Source organism: Nonomuraea turcica, assembly GCF_030718205.1.
Classification (GTDB): domain Bacteria; phylum Actinomycetota; class Actinomycetes; order Streptosporangiales; family Streptosporangiaceae; genus Nonomuraea.
In genome coordinates, this window is record NZ_JAUZQF010000019.1 from 143,276 (window position 1) to 157,103 (window position 13,828).

Below are 13,828 nucleotides of genomic sequence, written 5' to 3' on the forward strand. Positions count from 1 at the left end.
CCCCGTGGAATACCTGGTCGGGGTCGCCGTGGTCGCGGTGCTCGTCGGCGTGCCCGCGATCGTGTTGTGGCGCGTCATGCGGGGCCGCCGCGAGCTGGGCACGAGCCCGGCCGAGCGGGCCACGTTCGTGACCCTGCACACCGCCTCGCTGGCCGGGCCGCCGCTGCGCGCCGGGCTTACCGCCGACGGCGCCGAGCGCGCCTCGCGGCACCTGCGCGCGCTGCTGGGCTCGGCGGCGCTGGCGATCACCGACGGCGAGCGGCTGCTCGTCTACGACGGCGCCGGCGACCACCACGCCGACCAGGCGTTCGAGCACGCGGCGGCCACGTTGAAGGACGGCCGCACGCAGGTCCTGACCATCGACTGCGACCTGCTCGAATGCCCGATCAGGCACGCCGTGGTGGTGCCGCTCACGACCGACGACCGGGTCGTCGGCGCGCTGGCCGCCTACGGGCAGAACGCCTCGGCCGGGCTGGTCAGGGCCGCCCAGGAGGTGGCCGGATGGGTGGACTCGCAGCTGGAGCTGGCCGAGCTCGACCGCTCGCGCACGTTGCTCATGGAGGCCGAGGTGCGGGCGCTGCGGGCGCAGATCTCGCCGCACTTCATCTACAACTCGCTCACCACGATCGCCTCGTTCGTGCGCACCGACCCGGAGCGGGCCAGGGAGCTGCTGCTGGAGTTCGCCGATTTCACCCGCTACTCCTTCCGCAGGCACGGCGAGTTCACCACGCTGGCCGAGGAGCTGCGCTCGATCGACCGCTACCTGATCTTGGAGCGGGCCAGGTTCGGCGACCAGCTGCAGGTCACGCTGCGCATCGCACCCGAGGTGCTGCCGGTCGCGGTGCCGTTCCTGTGCCTGCAGCCGCTGGTGGAGAACGCCGTCAGACACGGGCTGGAGAGCCGCAACGGCGTCGGCCGCATCACGATCATCGCCGAGGACGCCGGAGCCGAGTGCCGCATCAGCGTCGAGGACGACGGGCTCGGCATGGACCCCGAGCGACTGCGCCGCATCCTCGCCGGTGACATCACCTCGGCGGGCGGCGTCGGGCTGGCCAACGTGGACGAGCGACTGCGCCAAGTGTACGGCGACGAGTATGGCCTGGTCGTCGAAACCGGCGCCGGCGCGGGCACAAAAGTCAACATAAGATTGCCGAAGTATCACCCAGGCGTCTCTGCCCGTTGACCTCGATCTTTGTTGTCGGTTTTATCACTATCTATGGCACAACTCCGGGTTCTCGCGGTCGATGACGAGCTGCCCGCCCTCGAAGACCTGTCGTACCTGCTGCGCGCCGACCCCCGCATCGGCGAAGTGGCCACCGCCAGGGACGGCGCCGCGGCGCTGCGGCTGCTCGACCGCGCCATCGCCGACGGCAGGCCCATCGACGCGGTGTTCCTCGACATCAGGATGCGCGGGCTCGACGGGGTGGTGCTCGGGCGGCTGCTGTCGCAGTTCGCCAACCCGCCCCGGGTGGTGTTCGTGACGGCGTACGAGGAGCACGCCGTGGACGCCTTCGAGATCAAGGCCGAGGACTACCTGCTCAAGCCGGTACGCCCGGAGCGGCTGGCCGAGGCGATCCGGCGGGTCGCGGTGTCGGCCGACGTGCCCGTGGAGGGCGGCGAGACCGACACGATCCCGGTCGAGCTGGGCGGGGTGACGCGGTTCGTGTCCAGCGCCGACGTGATCTACGTGGAGGCGCACGGCGACTACGCGCGGCTGCACACCGCGGCCGGCAGCCACCTCGTCCGCATCCCCCTGGCCACGCTGGAGGAACGCTGGGCCTCGGCCGGGTTCGTCCGGGTGCACCGCAGCCACCTGGTCGCCGTCAAGCACATCGAGGAGTTGCACATCGACTCGGGCAAGTGCACCGTGCGGGTGGGCGACACAGAGCTCCCGGTCAGCCGCAGGCACACGCGCGAACTGCGCGACCTGCTGGTCCGCCGGGCCAGGAAGGGCAGGCAGGAATGAGCCCAGAGCCGCGTCCGGCACGCCGCATCATGCGTGAGGCGCCGCGCCGGGTGGCCGTGACGAGCCCGCGCACCGCCGCCGCCCGCCGTCCCCGCTTCCCCGCCACCCGCGAGATCGACGAGCAGACCCGGCTCGGCGAGGTCTACATGGGCTCCCTGCTGCGCACCCAGTTCCGGCTGGCGTTGTTCGTCTGCACCGTGCTGGCCTGCGTGGTCGGCGGCCTGCCGCTGCTGTTCCTGCTCATCCCGGAGCTGCGCGAGGTGCACCTGCTCGGCGTACCGCTCCCGTGGGCGGTGCTCGCCGGCCTCATCTACCCCGCCTTCGTCATCGGCGCCTGGTGGTATGTCCGCCAGGCCGAGCGCAACGAACGCCACTTCGCCGAACTGGTCGAACGCCGATGAGCGAGCGCATCGTCAAGCTGGGGCTCGTGCGGCCGGCGGAGCCGACCGCATGAGCCTGACGGCGGTCCTCGTCGTGGTCGTGGCGGCCGTGCTCATCGGGGCGTTCGGCATCAGGGTCTCCCGCACCACCTCCGACTTCTACGTCGCCTCCCGCACCGTCAGCCCGCTCTGGAACGCCTCGGCCATCGGCGGCGAGTACCTGTCGGGGGCCTCCTTCCTCGGCATCGCCGGGCTCATCCTGTCCTTCGGCGTCGACATGTTGTGGCTGCCCGTCGGCTGGACCGGCGGCTACCTGGTGCTGCTGGTGCTGGTGTCGGCGCCGCTGCGCCGCTCCGGGGCGTACACGCTGCCCGACTTCGCCGAGGCCAGGCTCGAGTCGATGACCGTGCGCCGCACGGCCAGCGTGCTCGTCGTGCTGATCGGCTGGCTCTACCTGATGCCGCAGTTCCAGAGCGCCGGGCTGGTGCTGCGGACGATCACCGGTGCGCCCGTCTGGGTCGGCGGGCTGCTGGTCGCCGTCGTCGTGGCGGTGAACGTGTTGTCGGGCGGCATGCGGTCGATCACGTTCGTGCAGGCGTTCCAGTACTGGCTCAAGCTGACGGCGTTGGCGGTGCCGCTGGTGTTCCTGCTGATGGCCTGGAAGGCCGACGGCGCGCCCGGCGTCAGCGCGGCCGACGCGGCCACCTGGCAGGTGCCGCTGGCCGGGGCCAAGGAATACGGGCTGTACTCGACGTACTCGCTGATCCTGGCCACGTTCCTGGGCACCATGGGGTTGCCGCACGTGCTCGTACGCTTCTACACCAACCCCGACGGCCGGGCCGCCCGGCGTACGACGCTGGTGGTGCTGTCGCTGCTCGGCGCCTTCTACCTGCTCCCGGCCGTGTACGGCTGGCTCGGTCGCCTCTACACGCCCGGCCTGGCGCGCACGGACACGGTCGTGCTGACGCTGCCCGCCCAGATGATCGGCGGCACCCTGGGCGACGTGCTGACCGCCCTGGTCACCGCCGGGGCGTTCGCCGCGTTCCTGTCCACGTCGTCGGGACTGACCGTGTCCGTGGCGGGGGTGATCGCCCAGGACCTGCTCAAGGGCAGCGTGCGCTCGTTCAGGATCGCCACGCTGATGGCGGTGGCGGTGCCGCTGGGCCTGGCGCTGTGGGCGCGGGCGCTGCCGGTGGCGGACGTGGTGGGGCTGGCGTTCGCGGTGGCCGCCTCGTCGTTCTGCCCGCTGCTGGTGCTGGGGATCTGGTGGCGCCGGCTCACCACCACGGGGGCGCTGGCCGGGCTCTTCGTGGGTGGCGGGCTGGCCTGCGCCGCGGTGCTGGCCACGATCACGGGCGCCCCGAGCGGCTTCACGGCCGCGCTGCTGGCCCAGCCCGCCGCGTGGACGGTGCCTATCGCGTTCGCGGTCATGGTGGCGGTGTCGTTCCTGACCCCGCACCGGGTGCCGTCCGGCGTGGCCAGGACGATGGTCAGGTTGCACACCCCGGAGAACCTCGACCTCGACCGCGGCGACTGGCGTCCCCGGTCTTCCTAAGACTGCGCCGCGGGCACTTCGGCCCGGCTCCCGTGCCTACGGCAGATATGCTTTGGTGATCTTGGCGCGTGGGATGGTGTGGTCTCGATCGCAGTCGTGGCAGTAGCCGGTCACCACGTTGCCTGCGATGGTCAGGTCCTCCATGTAGTGCTCGCGCCGCTGCCACACGATGACGATCACCTCGCCGGTGACGGCGGCCAGTGCCATGGCCTCGCCGTCCGCGTCGGTCCCGTTGCCCTGGAGGATGGCTGCGGCCGCCGCAGCGGTGTCGGTGTCAGTGTGTTTCTTGACGTCCACCGCAAGCCGGCGCCGCTGGATGCTCTCCGCCCTGATCGTTCCGTCTGACGCCACGCCGACGGGGGCGTGGCCTCCCTGGCGCAGCAGCCGCAGGGTCTCGTCGGGCGGCAGGGCGGCGAGCGCGACCGTGGGCGCGATCTGGCGCAGGCCCAGCTTACGGAGCGCCTTCGCGCCGCACAGCTCGGCGATGACCGCGGGGTCGGTGGCGATCACGATGGAGGGTGTGGAGGTCACCTTGATGACGCCGTGCTTGCGGGCCGTGTCGTTGACGAGATAGCGCAGCGGCTGAGGGATCGCCTTGGCGGAGAAGCGGGCGAGATCGGCGAGCAGGGTCTCGGCGGTGGTGCCGGCGTCCAGCGCCCTGCGTATGGTCTTCTCGGAGAACCGCCACACGCTGGCCCGGTCGCGTGACTCCAAGTCGGCGCAGCCGTTCAGGAAGATGGCCAGATCGGCAGCGGGGATGCCGGACACGATCGCGGTCAGGTCGTTCTGCAGGGTCGCCGTCGTCACCGGCGTGGGGAACAATGCGCTCACTCCACCGGTGTCCGGGTCCTGCTCGCCGTTCCCCAGCAGGGCACGGCCGAGGGACGTGAGCGCTCCACCGGCGACGATCCCGAGCAACTCACCCTCGCGCAGGGCCGCGGCGACGAACTCATCGGCCGCCTGCGCGGCCTCCGCGGCCGCCCGCGTACGCCACGCCACCGCATCCTTCAACCCGGCGGCGTCCGTGCCCAGGCCCGGAATCAGGGTGCGCAGCGTCTCCAGGGTCGCGCGCCGGATCCGGCCCGCCCCGCACTCGAACTCGTACGGCGGCGGCAGCGGCTCCATATGGTCCTCGCAGCAGCCCACGACGCGGTAGGTGGCCGCCTGCGGCAGCCGGAGCCAGACGTCGGCCAGCGCCCGCCATCTGGCGTCGGGGGAGTGTGCCAGCCAGTCGTCGACCAATGTGGTGCTGACCAGCCGCTCGCCCAGCTCCGAGGCGATCAGGTCGGCGCCGAAGGCGATGTCGAGCCACAGCACGGCTTCTTGCTCGGACACGCCGAGCAGCTTGGCCAGCCGCCTGAGCTCACGGACGCCCACACCGCCGGACTTCAGCTCGGTGATCTGCTCCGTCCCCGCCAGCTCCACGAGGGCTTGGATGCGGTCGATCGCCGCCAGCGCGGCGCCCGCGCCGTCGGCCTCGGGACACGGCCGGGCCGGCACGTCGGGTTGTCCGGTGAGCGCCGGCTTCCAGCCGTCGCCGCGCAGGGCCAGCGCCACCTCCCTGGGCATCTCGAACTCCCAGCCGTCGCGGAGCACGAACCCGGCGTCGACCAGGCGTTGCACCGGATGCGTCCGAGACACCGAGCCATAGTAGAGCTGCTCACCGCCCAGCACGGGCGCCCTGGACGCCATGGACTCCGCTAACGCGACGGCCTGGCTCGGGAGCTTGGCCGCGCGGGAGCGTACGGAGGCGCCGTCGCGCAGCAGCTCCTCGGCCCGCCTCACCAGGTCGGCCTTGCGGCCCAGGGGCTGGCCGCCGAGCGCCTTGACCATCGTCTTCAGCGCTTCGGCCGTGACCTTCTTCTCGAACTCGCGAAGCGGCCTGCCCAGCGCGAACGGGTGCGCCCACAGGCCGGGATGGTGCGGGGAACGTACGGTGTCGCCGTCGAGCGCGATCAGCCCCCTTCCGGCCAGCAGGTCCAGCACCTCGCCGAGCCGGCCGTGCGGGTCGCGCAGCGTGGCGGACAACATGTCGCGGGTGGTCTCACCGCCGGCGGCCTGTATGGCCTGGCTGACGGTGTGGCAGTCGGCGTCCAGGTCGAGCAGGACGGGGATGGCCAGGTCGGGCCTGGCCAGCAGGCGTTCGAGCACCTCGAGCGAGGGCGCCACGGCCAGCTCCGGCCTGTTGCGAAGGAGACGGGTGAGGTCGGCGGTCACAGGAGGCACGAACCGACTGTAGCGGGATGAGCACCGCGCCCGGCCAAGGAAGCGCACTTAAGCCGGCCCCGGGGGACATCTGCGTCGCCGCGCGGCATATCCGGGCTCCCTTTCGCGTGAGGTCAGGGAGGTGGCAGCTCGCCCGAGCCCCTGGCCACCAGTTCCACCGGCACCTTCACCCGGCGTGGCGCCGGCGAGGGGTTCAGCAGGAGGTCCACCGCGCTGTGAGCCAGGTGGGCCACGTCGTAGCGCACCACTGTCACTCCCGGGTTGAACACATCCGCCAGCGCGAAGTCGTCGAACCCCACGTACGCCGGCCGCTCCGGCCGCTCCCGCAGCGCCTGCAGGATCCCGATCGCGGCCCGATTGTTGGTGGCGAAGAACGCCGTCGGCGGATCCTCCAGGTCCAAAAGCCTGGTGACCTCGCGGGACACCCGCCACGGATCGAACACCCCCCGCACCACCAGCGTCTCGTCTGCGGTCACCCCGGCCGCGTCGAGCGCCGTACGGAAGCCGGTGGCCCGGTCGTGCACCGAGCTCAGCCCATTGTCGTCGGAGATCAGCGCGATCCGGCGATGCCCGCGGGCCAGCAGATGCTCGGTGGCCGCGCGGCCGCCCCGTATGTCGTCGAGGACCACCACGTCCGCCGCCTCCAGCCCCCGCGGCACGCGGTCCACGAAGACCATGCGCAGGGTCGTGTGCTCGGCCAGCCAGGCGTGGTCGGCCGCCGAAGGGACCATGATCAGGGAGTCGACGCCGCGTGCGGACATGGACTCGATGAGCATGCGTTCCTTGTCCGGGCTCTCCTCGTACGAGCCGAACACCACCAGCGCCTCGTGCTCGGCCGCGGCGGCCTCCACGGCGGCGGCCAGGCGCGAGTAGAACTCGTTGGAGATGTTCTCCATCACCAGGCCCAGCGTCAGCATCGTCGCGCCCCGGGCCAGGCGGGCGGCGGCCTCGTTGCGGCGGTAGCCGAGCGCGCTGATGGCCGCCTGCACCCGCTGCTGCAGCGACGCCCGGACGTGCGGCTCCTGGTTGACGACCCGGGAGACGGTCTTCAGGCTCACCCCCGCGTGCTGGGCCACGTCCGCCATGGTCGGCTTGCGCGTTGTCATACTCTGCCCCCATGGATGACGAATGGATCTGTGGCCGGTTGGGCGAGGACGAGCCCTGGGTGCTGGGCGCGGTCAACCCGCCGGTGTTCGAGAACTCGCTGTTCACGTTCGCGACCGCGCAGGAGCTCGGCGAGGCGGTCAGGAACGAGGACGAGCGGTATGTCTACTGGCGGGGGACCAACCCGACGGTCGATCTCGCCCAGCGTAAGCTGGCCGCGCTGGAGCGGGGAGAGCGGGCCAAGTGTTTCGGCTCCGGGATGGGCGCCATCTCGGCGACGATCTCGTCGCTCGTGTCGGCCGGTGACCACGTGCTGGTGCTGGGCGCGGTGTACGGGCCGACCACGCAGTTCCTGCGTTACCTGGAGAAGTTCGGCGTCACGCATACGCACGTCGGCGACCTCGCGGAGGGTGACAGCGCTATCAGGGCGGACACGCGCCTACTCTACTTCGAGTCCCCCTCCTACATGGCCTACGCGGTTGTCGACATCGCCGAGGTGACGGGGTGGGCGCGCGAGCGCGGGCTGGTGACCGTGATGGACAACACCTGGTCCACGCCGATCTTCCAGAAGCCGCTGACGATGGGCGTCGACCTGGTCGTGCACTCGTTGTCGAAGTACATCGGCGGGCACAGCGATCTCGTCGGCGGCGTGGTGGTGGGTTCCTCGCGGCTGATCCGGCCGCTGGCGCTGACGGAATACCAGCTGTACGGGGCCGCGATGTCACCGCACGACGCGGCCAAGGTGATCAAGGGGTTGCGCACGCTGCCCGTGCGGATGGCGGCGCACCAGGAGCGAGGGCTGGCGGTGGCGGGGTTCCTGGCCGATCATCCGGCCGTGCGGGTGGTCAACCATCCGGGGTTGCCGTCACATCCGGGGCATGCCGTCGCCCTGCGGCAGATGTCGGGGTTCTCCAGTTTGTTCAGCATCGAGCTGGCGACCGAATCGCGGGAAGAGGTCGCGATCTTTCTCGATAAATTGCGACATTTCAGGATCGGCGTGTCCTGGGGTGGGTTCGAGAGTCTGGTGAACGCACCCGCCCTGTCCACCGAGGAGAGCGTACGGGCCACCATGGGCATCCCGGTCGGCCTCGTCCGCCTCTCGGTCGGCCTGGAGCCGGCGGACACTTTGATCAAGGATCTCGGTCTAGCGCTGGAAGGCGTGGGTCGCCTAGCGTGACTGACAGCGCTGTCCAAACCAGTGCTGTCAGAAACACGCGGGAGGCTCCCCATGAGAAAGCCCCTCCTGGCGGCCGCGGTCGCCGCCACGCTGGTGCTCACCGGCTGCGGCTCCGGCTCCGGCTCGTCGTCCTCGGGAGAGGTACGACTCCGCATGATCGAGAGTTTGACCAGCCCCGAACGCACGAAGCTCATCAAGACCCTCATCGCCGACTTCGAGAAGGCCAACCCGGGCGTCACGGTCGAGCTCGTCTCGCCGCCGCTCGACAGCGCCGACCAGAAGATCACCCAGATCCTGCAGACCAAGAAGGACCTGGACGTGCTGGAAGTACGCGACCACACGGCCAAGTCCTTCTCCAACAACGGCTGGCTGGCCGAGCTGCCCACCGCCGAGTGGCCCGGCTGGTCGGACCTGACCGAGCTGGCCCAGAAGAAGGCCGTGGAGGTCGGGGGCAAGGCATATCTGATCCCATACGGCTTCTACCAGCGCACGCTGTTCTACCGTACGGACTACGGCATGACCCAGCCCCCGACGACCTGGGAGGAGCTCTACGCGGCCGGCAAGCAGATGACCTCGGGCGACCGCTACGGCTACTCCTTCAGGGGCGGCAAGGGCGGCGCGGACTACGCGGTGATGATGATCAGCGCGTACAACGGCGAGGCCCTCAACCCCGAGAAGTCCTTCTACCTGAAGGACAAGCGCACGATCTTCTCCACGCCCGAGGCCGCCCAGGCCATGGAGCTCTACGTCAAGATCTTCAAGGAGGCGTCGCCACCCGACTCGGTGTCCTGGGGCTACCCCGAGATGGTCCAGGGCTTCACCTCGGGCGTCACCGGCATGCTCATCCAGGACCCGGAAGTGATCAAGACGGTCGAGGACAGCGGCGTCACCGCCTGGTCCACCGCCCCCATCCCCAAGGGCCCCACCGGGTACGCCTTCCAGCCCGTCGGCTACGCCGGCTGGGGCGCCACCTCCTTCACCAAGCACCCTAAGGAGGCGGTCAAGCTCGTCCAGTTCCTGTCGGAGGCCAAGCAGAGCATCGCCTTCGCCAAGGGCAACTCGCTCATCCCCATCTCCAAGCAGGCGCAGAGCGACCCGCAGTTCTCGCAGGGCGCGTGGAAGGCGTACCTGCAGGCGCAGCAGGACCCCAAGCAGGTGATCACGATCAGGCCGGTCGACTACCCCGGCTGGAGCCAGTTCCTCGTCGACTCCGACCGTGACGTCCAGGCGCTGATCACCGGCAAGACGACCGTCGCCGACGTGCTCAAGTCGTGGGACGCCTTCTGGACGGATCAGGCCAAGAAGGTTTCATGAGGACCTTCAACGTCCGAAGGGCCAGGTTCATCGCGCTGTGCCTGCTGCCGGGCGTCGTGTTCGTGGCGCTGTTCACGTACTACCCGGTGCTCCGCGGCGCGGTGATGGCCTTCCAGCAGTACAACCTGTTCGACCTCACCTCGACGCCCTTCGTCGGCCTGGAGAACTTCCGTGCCGTGCTGGGCGAGGACCGGTTCTGGACGGCGCTGAGGAACACCGGGACGTGGGTGGTCGTGTCGCTGTTCTTCCAGTTCTTCCTGGGGTTCGGGCTGGCGCTGCTGCTGCGGCGTCACTTCCGGGGGCGCGGCCTCTACCAGGCGTGGGTGTTCTTCCCATGGGCCATGTCCGGGTTCCTCATCGGGCTCCTGTGGCGGTGGATGTTCAACGGGCAGTTCGGCGTGATCAACGACCTGCTGCTCAAGACGGGGATCATCGACCAGCGCATCGGCTTCCTGGCCTCGCCGGGGTGGGCGATGACGTCCGTGATCGTGGCCAACGTCTGGTACGGCGTGACGTTCTTCGCCATCATGATCATGGCCGCGCTGCAGTCGGTCCCGAAGGAGCTGTACGAGGCGGCTTCCGTGGACGGGGCCTCGCGGCTGCGGCAGTTCTGGCACGTGACGCTGCCGCACATCCGGCCCACGCTGGCGCTCATCGTGTTGCTGCGGATCATCTGGATCCTGAATTTCCCGGATCTCATCTATTCGATGACCGGCGGCGGCCCCGCCGGCAGCACCGACATCATCACGACCTTCCTCATCCAGCAGGTCATCGGCGGAGACTACGGCCGGGCCGGCGCGGTGGGCCTGCTGATCCTGGGGCTGCTGCTGTCCTTCAGCGTCTTCTACCTCAACGCCACGAGATTCGAGAAGTCCCGATGAGACGTGTCGCGACGCTCGCCAAAGTGGTCGTGCTGACCGCCTGGCTGCTGATCACCCTCTTCCCCCTCTACTGGATCGTCATCACCTCGCTCAAGCCCAAGCCCGAGATCTTCGCGGTGCCGCTCAAGTACTGGCCCGGCACGGTGACGTTCGAGCACTACGCGGAGCTGTTCTCCTTCGCCGACTTCGGGACGTATCTGCTCAACAGCCTCATGGTCTCCCTCGTGGCGGCCGGGTCGGTGACGGCCATCGGAGTGCTCGGCGGCTACACCCTGGCCCGCTTCGCCTTCCCCGGCCGCGGGACGCTGATGCTGGCGTTCCTGGTCACCCAGATGATCCCGCTGTTCATCGCGCTCGGCCCGCTCTACCTGCTGATGTCCGACCTCGACCTGCTCAACCGGCTCGCCGGGCTCATGCTCGTGTACGTCGCCATGCTGGTGCCGTTCGCCACGATCATCATGCGCGGCTTCTACGAGCGGGTGCCGGTCGCGCTGGAAGAAGCCGCGCAGGTGGATGGGGCGTCGCGGCTGGTGGCCATGGTCCGGGTGGTGATCCCGGTCATGCTGCCGGGCATCGCGGCGACGTTCATCTTCGCATTCGTGCAATGTTGGAACGAGTTGTTCCTGGCGATCACGTTCATCGACAGCGAGGACGCCAAGACGATCCCGGTGGCCATGAACTCCTTTATTACGCAGTACGACATCGACTGGGGCTCGATGGCCGCCGCCACGGTGGTGTCGGTGGTGCCTACGCTCGTCCTGTTCGCCGCCATCCGCCGCTACATCGTCGAAGGGCTGACGGCGGGGGCGGTCAAGGGCTGACCCAGTACGTGATGTCGCGGAAACGGGACTCGGCCCGGCCGGACCCGCGGTGGTAGACGCCGTTCTTGAAGTGGCGGGTGGCCGGGCCGCGGTCGGAGACGGTGGCCACGTGCCGGTCGTCGACGTAGACGTCGATCTTGCCGGCAGTGGCGTCGTGCGCGACCCGCAGGTTCTGCCAGGTGTTGTAGGCGCCCGTCTTGAGCACGGTCCCGTTGTAGATCTTAATGGTGGCGCCGTCGGTGCTGGTCGGCACGTACACGTCGGCCTCCCACATGTGGCTGCCGGTCGTGTACTCCTGCAACCAGCGCATCTCGGTGCGGGGGTCGGTGTCCGAGCCCTCCGACGGGCGGCAGGAACATGTGGCGAGCGTACCCGCCGGTCGAACGGGTATTTCGAGGCGGGTTGGGGCGACGTCTATCGACCACGGTGCTTCGCGCAGGGTGCCGGGGGTAGGGGGAGGCGCATGGCCACACTCATGGATCGGGTGCGCGCGTACCTGCGTAGCCCCAAAGGCAAGCAGAACGTCGAGAAGGCTAAGCGCATGGCCCGCGACCCCCGCACACAGCAGAAGGCCCGGCAATTCCTCGACCGGCTGCGGTCTCGGCGACACTGATCAGCCAGTTGATGCCTCGCGGTCGAGATCCACGTGCCCAGTCGTCGTGAACCTACTCACCGCGCACCCCGAAACGACAAAACCCGGCTATTTCGCCGGGTCGTTGCACGCTGAACTTGCGGGAAGTGTCTCACAAACCCTCAGGCGGCGATCAACGACGGCGCGACGACCGCCCGGACCTGATCGGCCGTCATCTCGGGGTGGAGCTCGCGGGCCGCATCCTTCCACATCGCGGGGTCGAACCTTCCCAGCGCCGTCTCGTACAGAACGAGGTCGGCGGCCGGGAGGTGGCGGGCGTGTTTGCTCAGCATCAGCCAGCCTAGGTTGACCGCCGCGCGCACGTGCAGGGCGCCGCGCGCTGCCATTGCAGACACGTCACCGGGCGGGGGGGCGGCGTCGATGGCGAGGCTCAAGCGCGCGCAGGCCGTGTTCGTGGGCGGCGAAGAACGTCTCGGTGCGCACATAGACGATGGCGGTGGTGAGGATGCCGTCGTCGGCCTGGGGAGCGGCCCAGCGCATGAGGTCGATGAGCCGGGCGGACAGGTCGTAGGCGCCGAACTTGTAGGCGACGGCGTCAGCTGAGCGGCAGGCGGACGCGGTCAGGGCCGCAATGCCGGGTCGCTGTTCGGGTGGCGCGGTCTGCAGGGCCCGGAACAGCTCCGCGAGGAGATCGGGTAGGCGTCGCGTCTGCACGTACTGGCCTGCGCACCGCTCCTGCTGCGTGAGGCGCGCGACGCTGCGATGGTGGGCGATGCGCCTGCCGATTCCGCCGTGGGGGGCTGAAGGCATCGGGAGCTCCAGTGCGAGGCGTTCATCTCGGACTGTAGCGAGCTGGTGACAGGTCTGCCCAGAGGTCGAGCGAAGCCGCTTCGGCTACCTGGCCAGGGTCGCCAGCTCGGTCAGGGTGTCGATCCTCCAATCCGCCGCGGCCGCTGCCGGCTCGTCAGCCCACAGGTGCCCCCACGGGCCGCGCCGGATGTGGGCGGTGCGAAGCCCGGCGGCTTGGGCCGGGGCGATGTCGTTGGCAGGATGGTCGCCGACGTAGACGATCCGATCGGGCGTGGCTCCGGCGAAGTGAATCAGCCGGGTGAAGAACGCTGAGTCAGGCTTGGCCACGCCCCACTCGCCCGACGTGGCTATCGCGTCGACCGGCAGATCCAGCGCGCGCAGCAGTTCGGCGGCGCGCCTGGTCTGGTTTCCGGCGACCAGGACCCGGTGACCGGCACTGCGCAGGGCTGTCAGTGCGGACCGCACGTCGGGGTATAGGTCGGCCTCCTCGACGCGCTCGCCGCGGCCGGCGGCCTCGCGGGCGGCGTACTCGGCGTCGAGGTCGATGCCCGGGCGGAGCAGGCGGAGAGCGTCGGCGTTGTCCCTGCCTTGAGCGACGACGGCGCCGACGAGGGCGGAGAGGGTGTGGCAGGGGATGTCGAGCCAGTCTGCCCACGCGGCCCAGTATCGGTCGTCGCGGACGATGGTTTCTCCGACGTCGAAGGCGAAGGTCAGCACCAAGTGAGCCTATAAGCGCCCGTATTGGGCCGTTGCGGTGGGCTGCAGGGCCAGGCCAGCCCGGCGCGGGCACGACCGAGGTGCTGCGCTGCACCCACCGCCACGGCCAGAACGGCACGAACGCGCTACGCGTCGGCCTGTTCGAGTCCCAGGCGGCCCTCGATCCGGCCAAGCAACTGCGCTCGCTCACCCTGCCCCTGCTCACCCGCCCGCAGCTCCACCTGTTCGCGCTCTCCCTGGAAGCGCCACGGTAGATGGCCGTAATGGGGTGAAAGGGGTGGCCGA

16 protein-coding genes are annotated in these 13,828 nt (G+C 69.6%); 10 read left to right on the top strand and 6 right to left on the bottom strand.

Translation table 11 applies throughout. The features are described from left to right. The first annotated feature begins 4 nt into the window (after positions 1-4). From Q9G87_RS40395 to Q9G87_RS40410, 4 genes are read left to right on the top strand one after another with little or no spacing between them, the layout of a single operon-like run. Positions 5-1,183 (top strand): histidine kinase, encoded by a 1,179-nt coding sequence (locus Q9G87_RS40395; RefSeq protein WP_305921882.1) that lies wholly within the window; start codon positions 5-7, stop codon positions 1,181-1,183. 33 nt (positions 1,184-1,216) lie between these two features. Next, positions 1,217-1,966 (top strand): LytR/AlgR family response regulator transcription factor, encoded by a 750-nt coding sequence (locus tag Q9G87_RS40400; RefSeq protein WP_305921883.1) that lies wholly within the window; start codon positions 1,217-1,219, stop codon positions 1,964-1,966. Further along, complete coding sequence (locus Q9G87_RS40405; RefSeq protein ID WP_305921884.1) at positions 1,963-2,367, top strand: hypothetical protein; 405 nt, start codon at positions 1,963-1,965, stop codon at positions 2,365-2,367. Before Q9G87_RS40400 ends, Q9G87_RS40405 begins: the two co-directional genes overlap by 4 nt. A gap of 49 nt (positions 2,368-2,416) precedes the next feature. After that, positions 2,417-3,901: a sodium/solute symporter gene (locus Q9G87_RS40410; protein ID WP_305921885.1), complete on the top strand. Its 1,485-nt coding sequence runs from the start codon at positions 2,417-2,419 to the stop codon at positions 3,899-3,901. Positions 3,902-3,937: 36 nt separating this feature from the next. On the opposite strand, the gene Q9G87_RS40415 is transcribed toward Q9G87_RS40410, so the two are convergent. Beyond that, positions 3,938-6,127 (bottom strand): helicase-associated domain-containing protein, encoded by a 2,190-nt coding sequence (locus Q9G87_RS40415; RefSeq protein ID WP_305921886.1) that lies wholly within the window; start codon positions 6,125-6,127, stop codon positions 3,938-3,940. Between the two features lie 113 nt (positions 6,128-6,240). Beyond that, entirely contained in the window at positions 6,241-7,233 is a 993-nt protein-coding gene (locus Q9G87_RS40420; RefSeq protein WP_305921887.1) for a LacI family DNA-binding transcriptional regulator, read from the bottom strand. An 11-nt stretch (positions 7,234-7,244) separates the two neighbouring features. On the opposite strand from Q9G87_RS40420, the gene Q9G87_RS40425 reads away from it, so the two are divergent. From Q9G87_RS40425 to Q9G87_RS40440, 4 genes are read left to right on the top strand one after another with little or no spacing between them, the layout of a single operon-like run. Further along, positions 7,245-8,408, top strand: coding sequence for a trans-sulfuration enzyme family protein (locus Q9G87_RS40425; protein ID WP_305921888.1), 1,164 nt, complete (start codon positions 7,245-7,247; stop codon positions 8,406-8,408). A gap of 51 nt (positions 8,409-8,459) precedes the next feature. Further along, complete coding sequence (locus tag Q9G87_RS40430) at positions 8,460-9,722, top strand: ABC transporter substrate-binding protein (RefSeq protein WP_305921889.1); 1,263 nt, start codon at positions 8,460-8,462, stop codon at positions 9,720-9,722. Next, a complete protein-coding gene (locus tag Q9G87_RS40435; protein ID WP_305921890.1) occupies positions 9,719-10,603 on the top strand; it encodes a carbohydrate ABC transporter permease in 885 nt (294 codons plus the stop codon). Before Q9G87_RS40430 ends, Q9G87_RS40435 begins: the two co-directional genes overlap by 4 nt. Continuing rightward, positions 10,600-11,424, top strand: a complete 825-nt coding sequence (locus tag Q9G87_RS40440; protein ID WP_305921891.1) for a carbohydrate ABC transporter permease — start codon at positions 10,600-10,602, stop codon at positions 11,422-11,424. Before Q9G87_RS40435 ends, Q9G87_RS40440 begins: the two co-directional genes overlap by 4 nt. On the opposite strand, the gene Q9G87_RS40445 is transcribed toward Q9G87_RS40440, so the two are convergent. After that, on the bottom strand, positions 11,414-11,734 hold the full coding sequence (locus Q9G87_RS40445; RefSeq protein ID WP_305921892.1) for a hypothetical protein: 321 nt from the start codon (positions 11,732-11,734) through the stop codon (positions 11,414-11,416). The two genes, Q9G87_RS40440 and Q9G87_RS40445, sit on opposite strands and share 11 nt — an antisense overlap. A gap of 153 nt (positions 11,735-11,887) precedes the next feature. On the opposite strand from Q9G87_RS40445, the gene Q9G87_RS40450 reads away from it, so the two are divergent. Continuing rightward, positions 11,888-12,037, top strand: a complete 150-nt coding sequence (locus Q9G87_RS40450) for a hypothetical protein (protein WP_305921893.1) — start codon at positions 11,888-11,890, stop codon at positions 12,035-12,037. A 140-nt stretch (positions 12,038-12,177) separates the two neighbouring features. Here Q9G87_RS40450 and Q9G87_RS40455 read toward each other — a convergent pair whose 3' ends face one another. From Q9G87_RS40455 to Q9G87_RS40465, 3 genes are all read right to left on the bottom strand, one after another. After that, on the bottom strand, positions 12,178-12,402 hold the full coding sequence (locus tag Q9G87_RS40455; protein ID WP_305921894.1) for a hypothetical protein: 225 nt from the start codon (positions 12,400-12,402) through the stop codon (positions 12,178-12,180). Positions 12,403-12,412: 10 nt separating this feature from the next. Continuing rightward, the gene (locus Q9G87_RS40460) at positions 12,413-12,826 is read right to left on the bottom strand and encodes a hypothetical protein (RefSeq protein ID WP_305921895.1); all 414 of its coding nucleotides are present in this window, start codon (positions 12,824-12,826) and stop codon (positions 12,413-12,415) included. An 84-nt stretch (positions 12,827-12,910) separates the two neighbouring features. Continuing rightward, positions 12,911-13,543 (bottom strand): HAD family hydrolase, encoded by a 633-nt coding sequence (locus Q9G87_RS40465; RefSeq protein WP_371825899.1) that lies wholly within the window; start codon positions 13,541-13,543, stop codon positions 12,911-12,913. A gap of 32 nt (positions 13,544-13,575) precedes the next feature. Here Q9G87_RS40465 and Q9G87_RS40470 point away from each other — a divergent pair, with 32 nt between their 5' ends. Next, positions 13,576-13,797 (top strand): hypothetical protein, encoded by a 222-nt coding sequence (locus Q9G87_RS40470; protein WP_305921897.1) that lies wholly within the window; start codon positions 13,576-13,578, stop codon positions 13,795-13,797. The last annotated feature ends 31 nt before the right edge of the window (positions 13,798-13,828 follow it).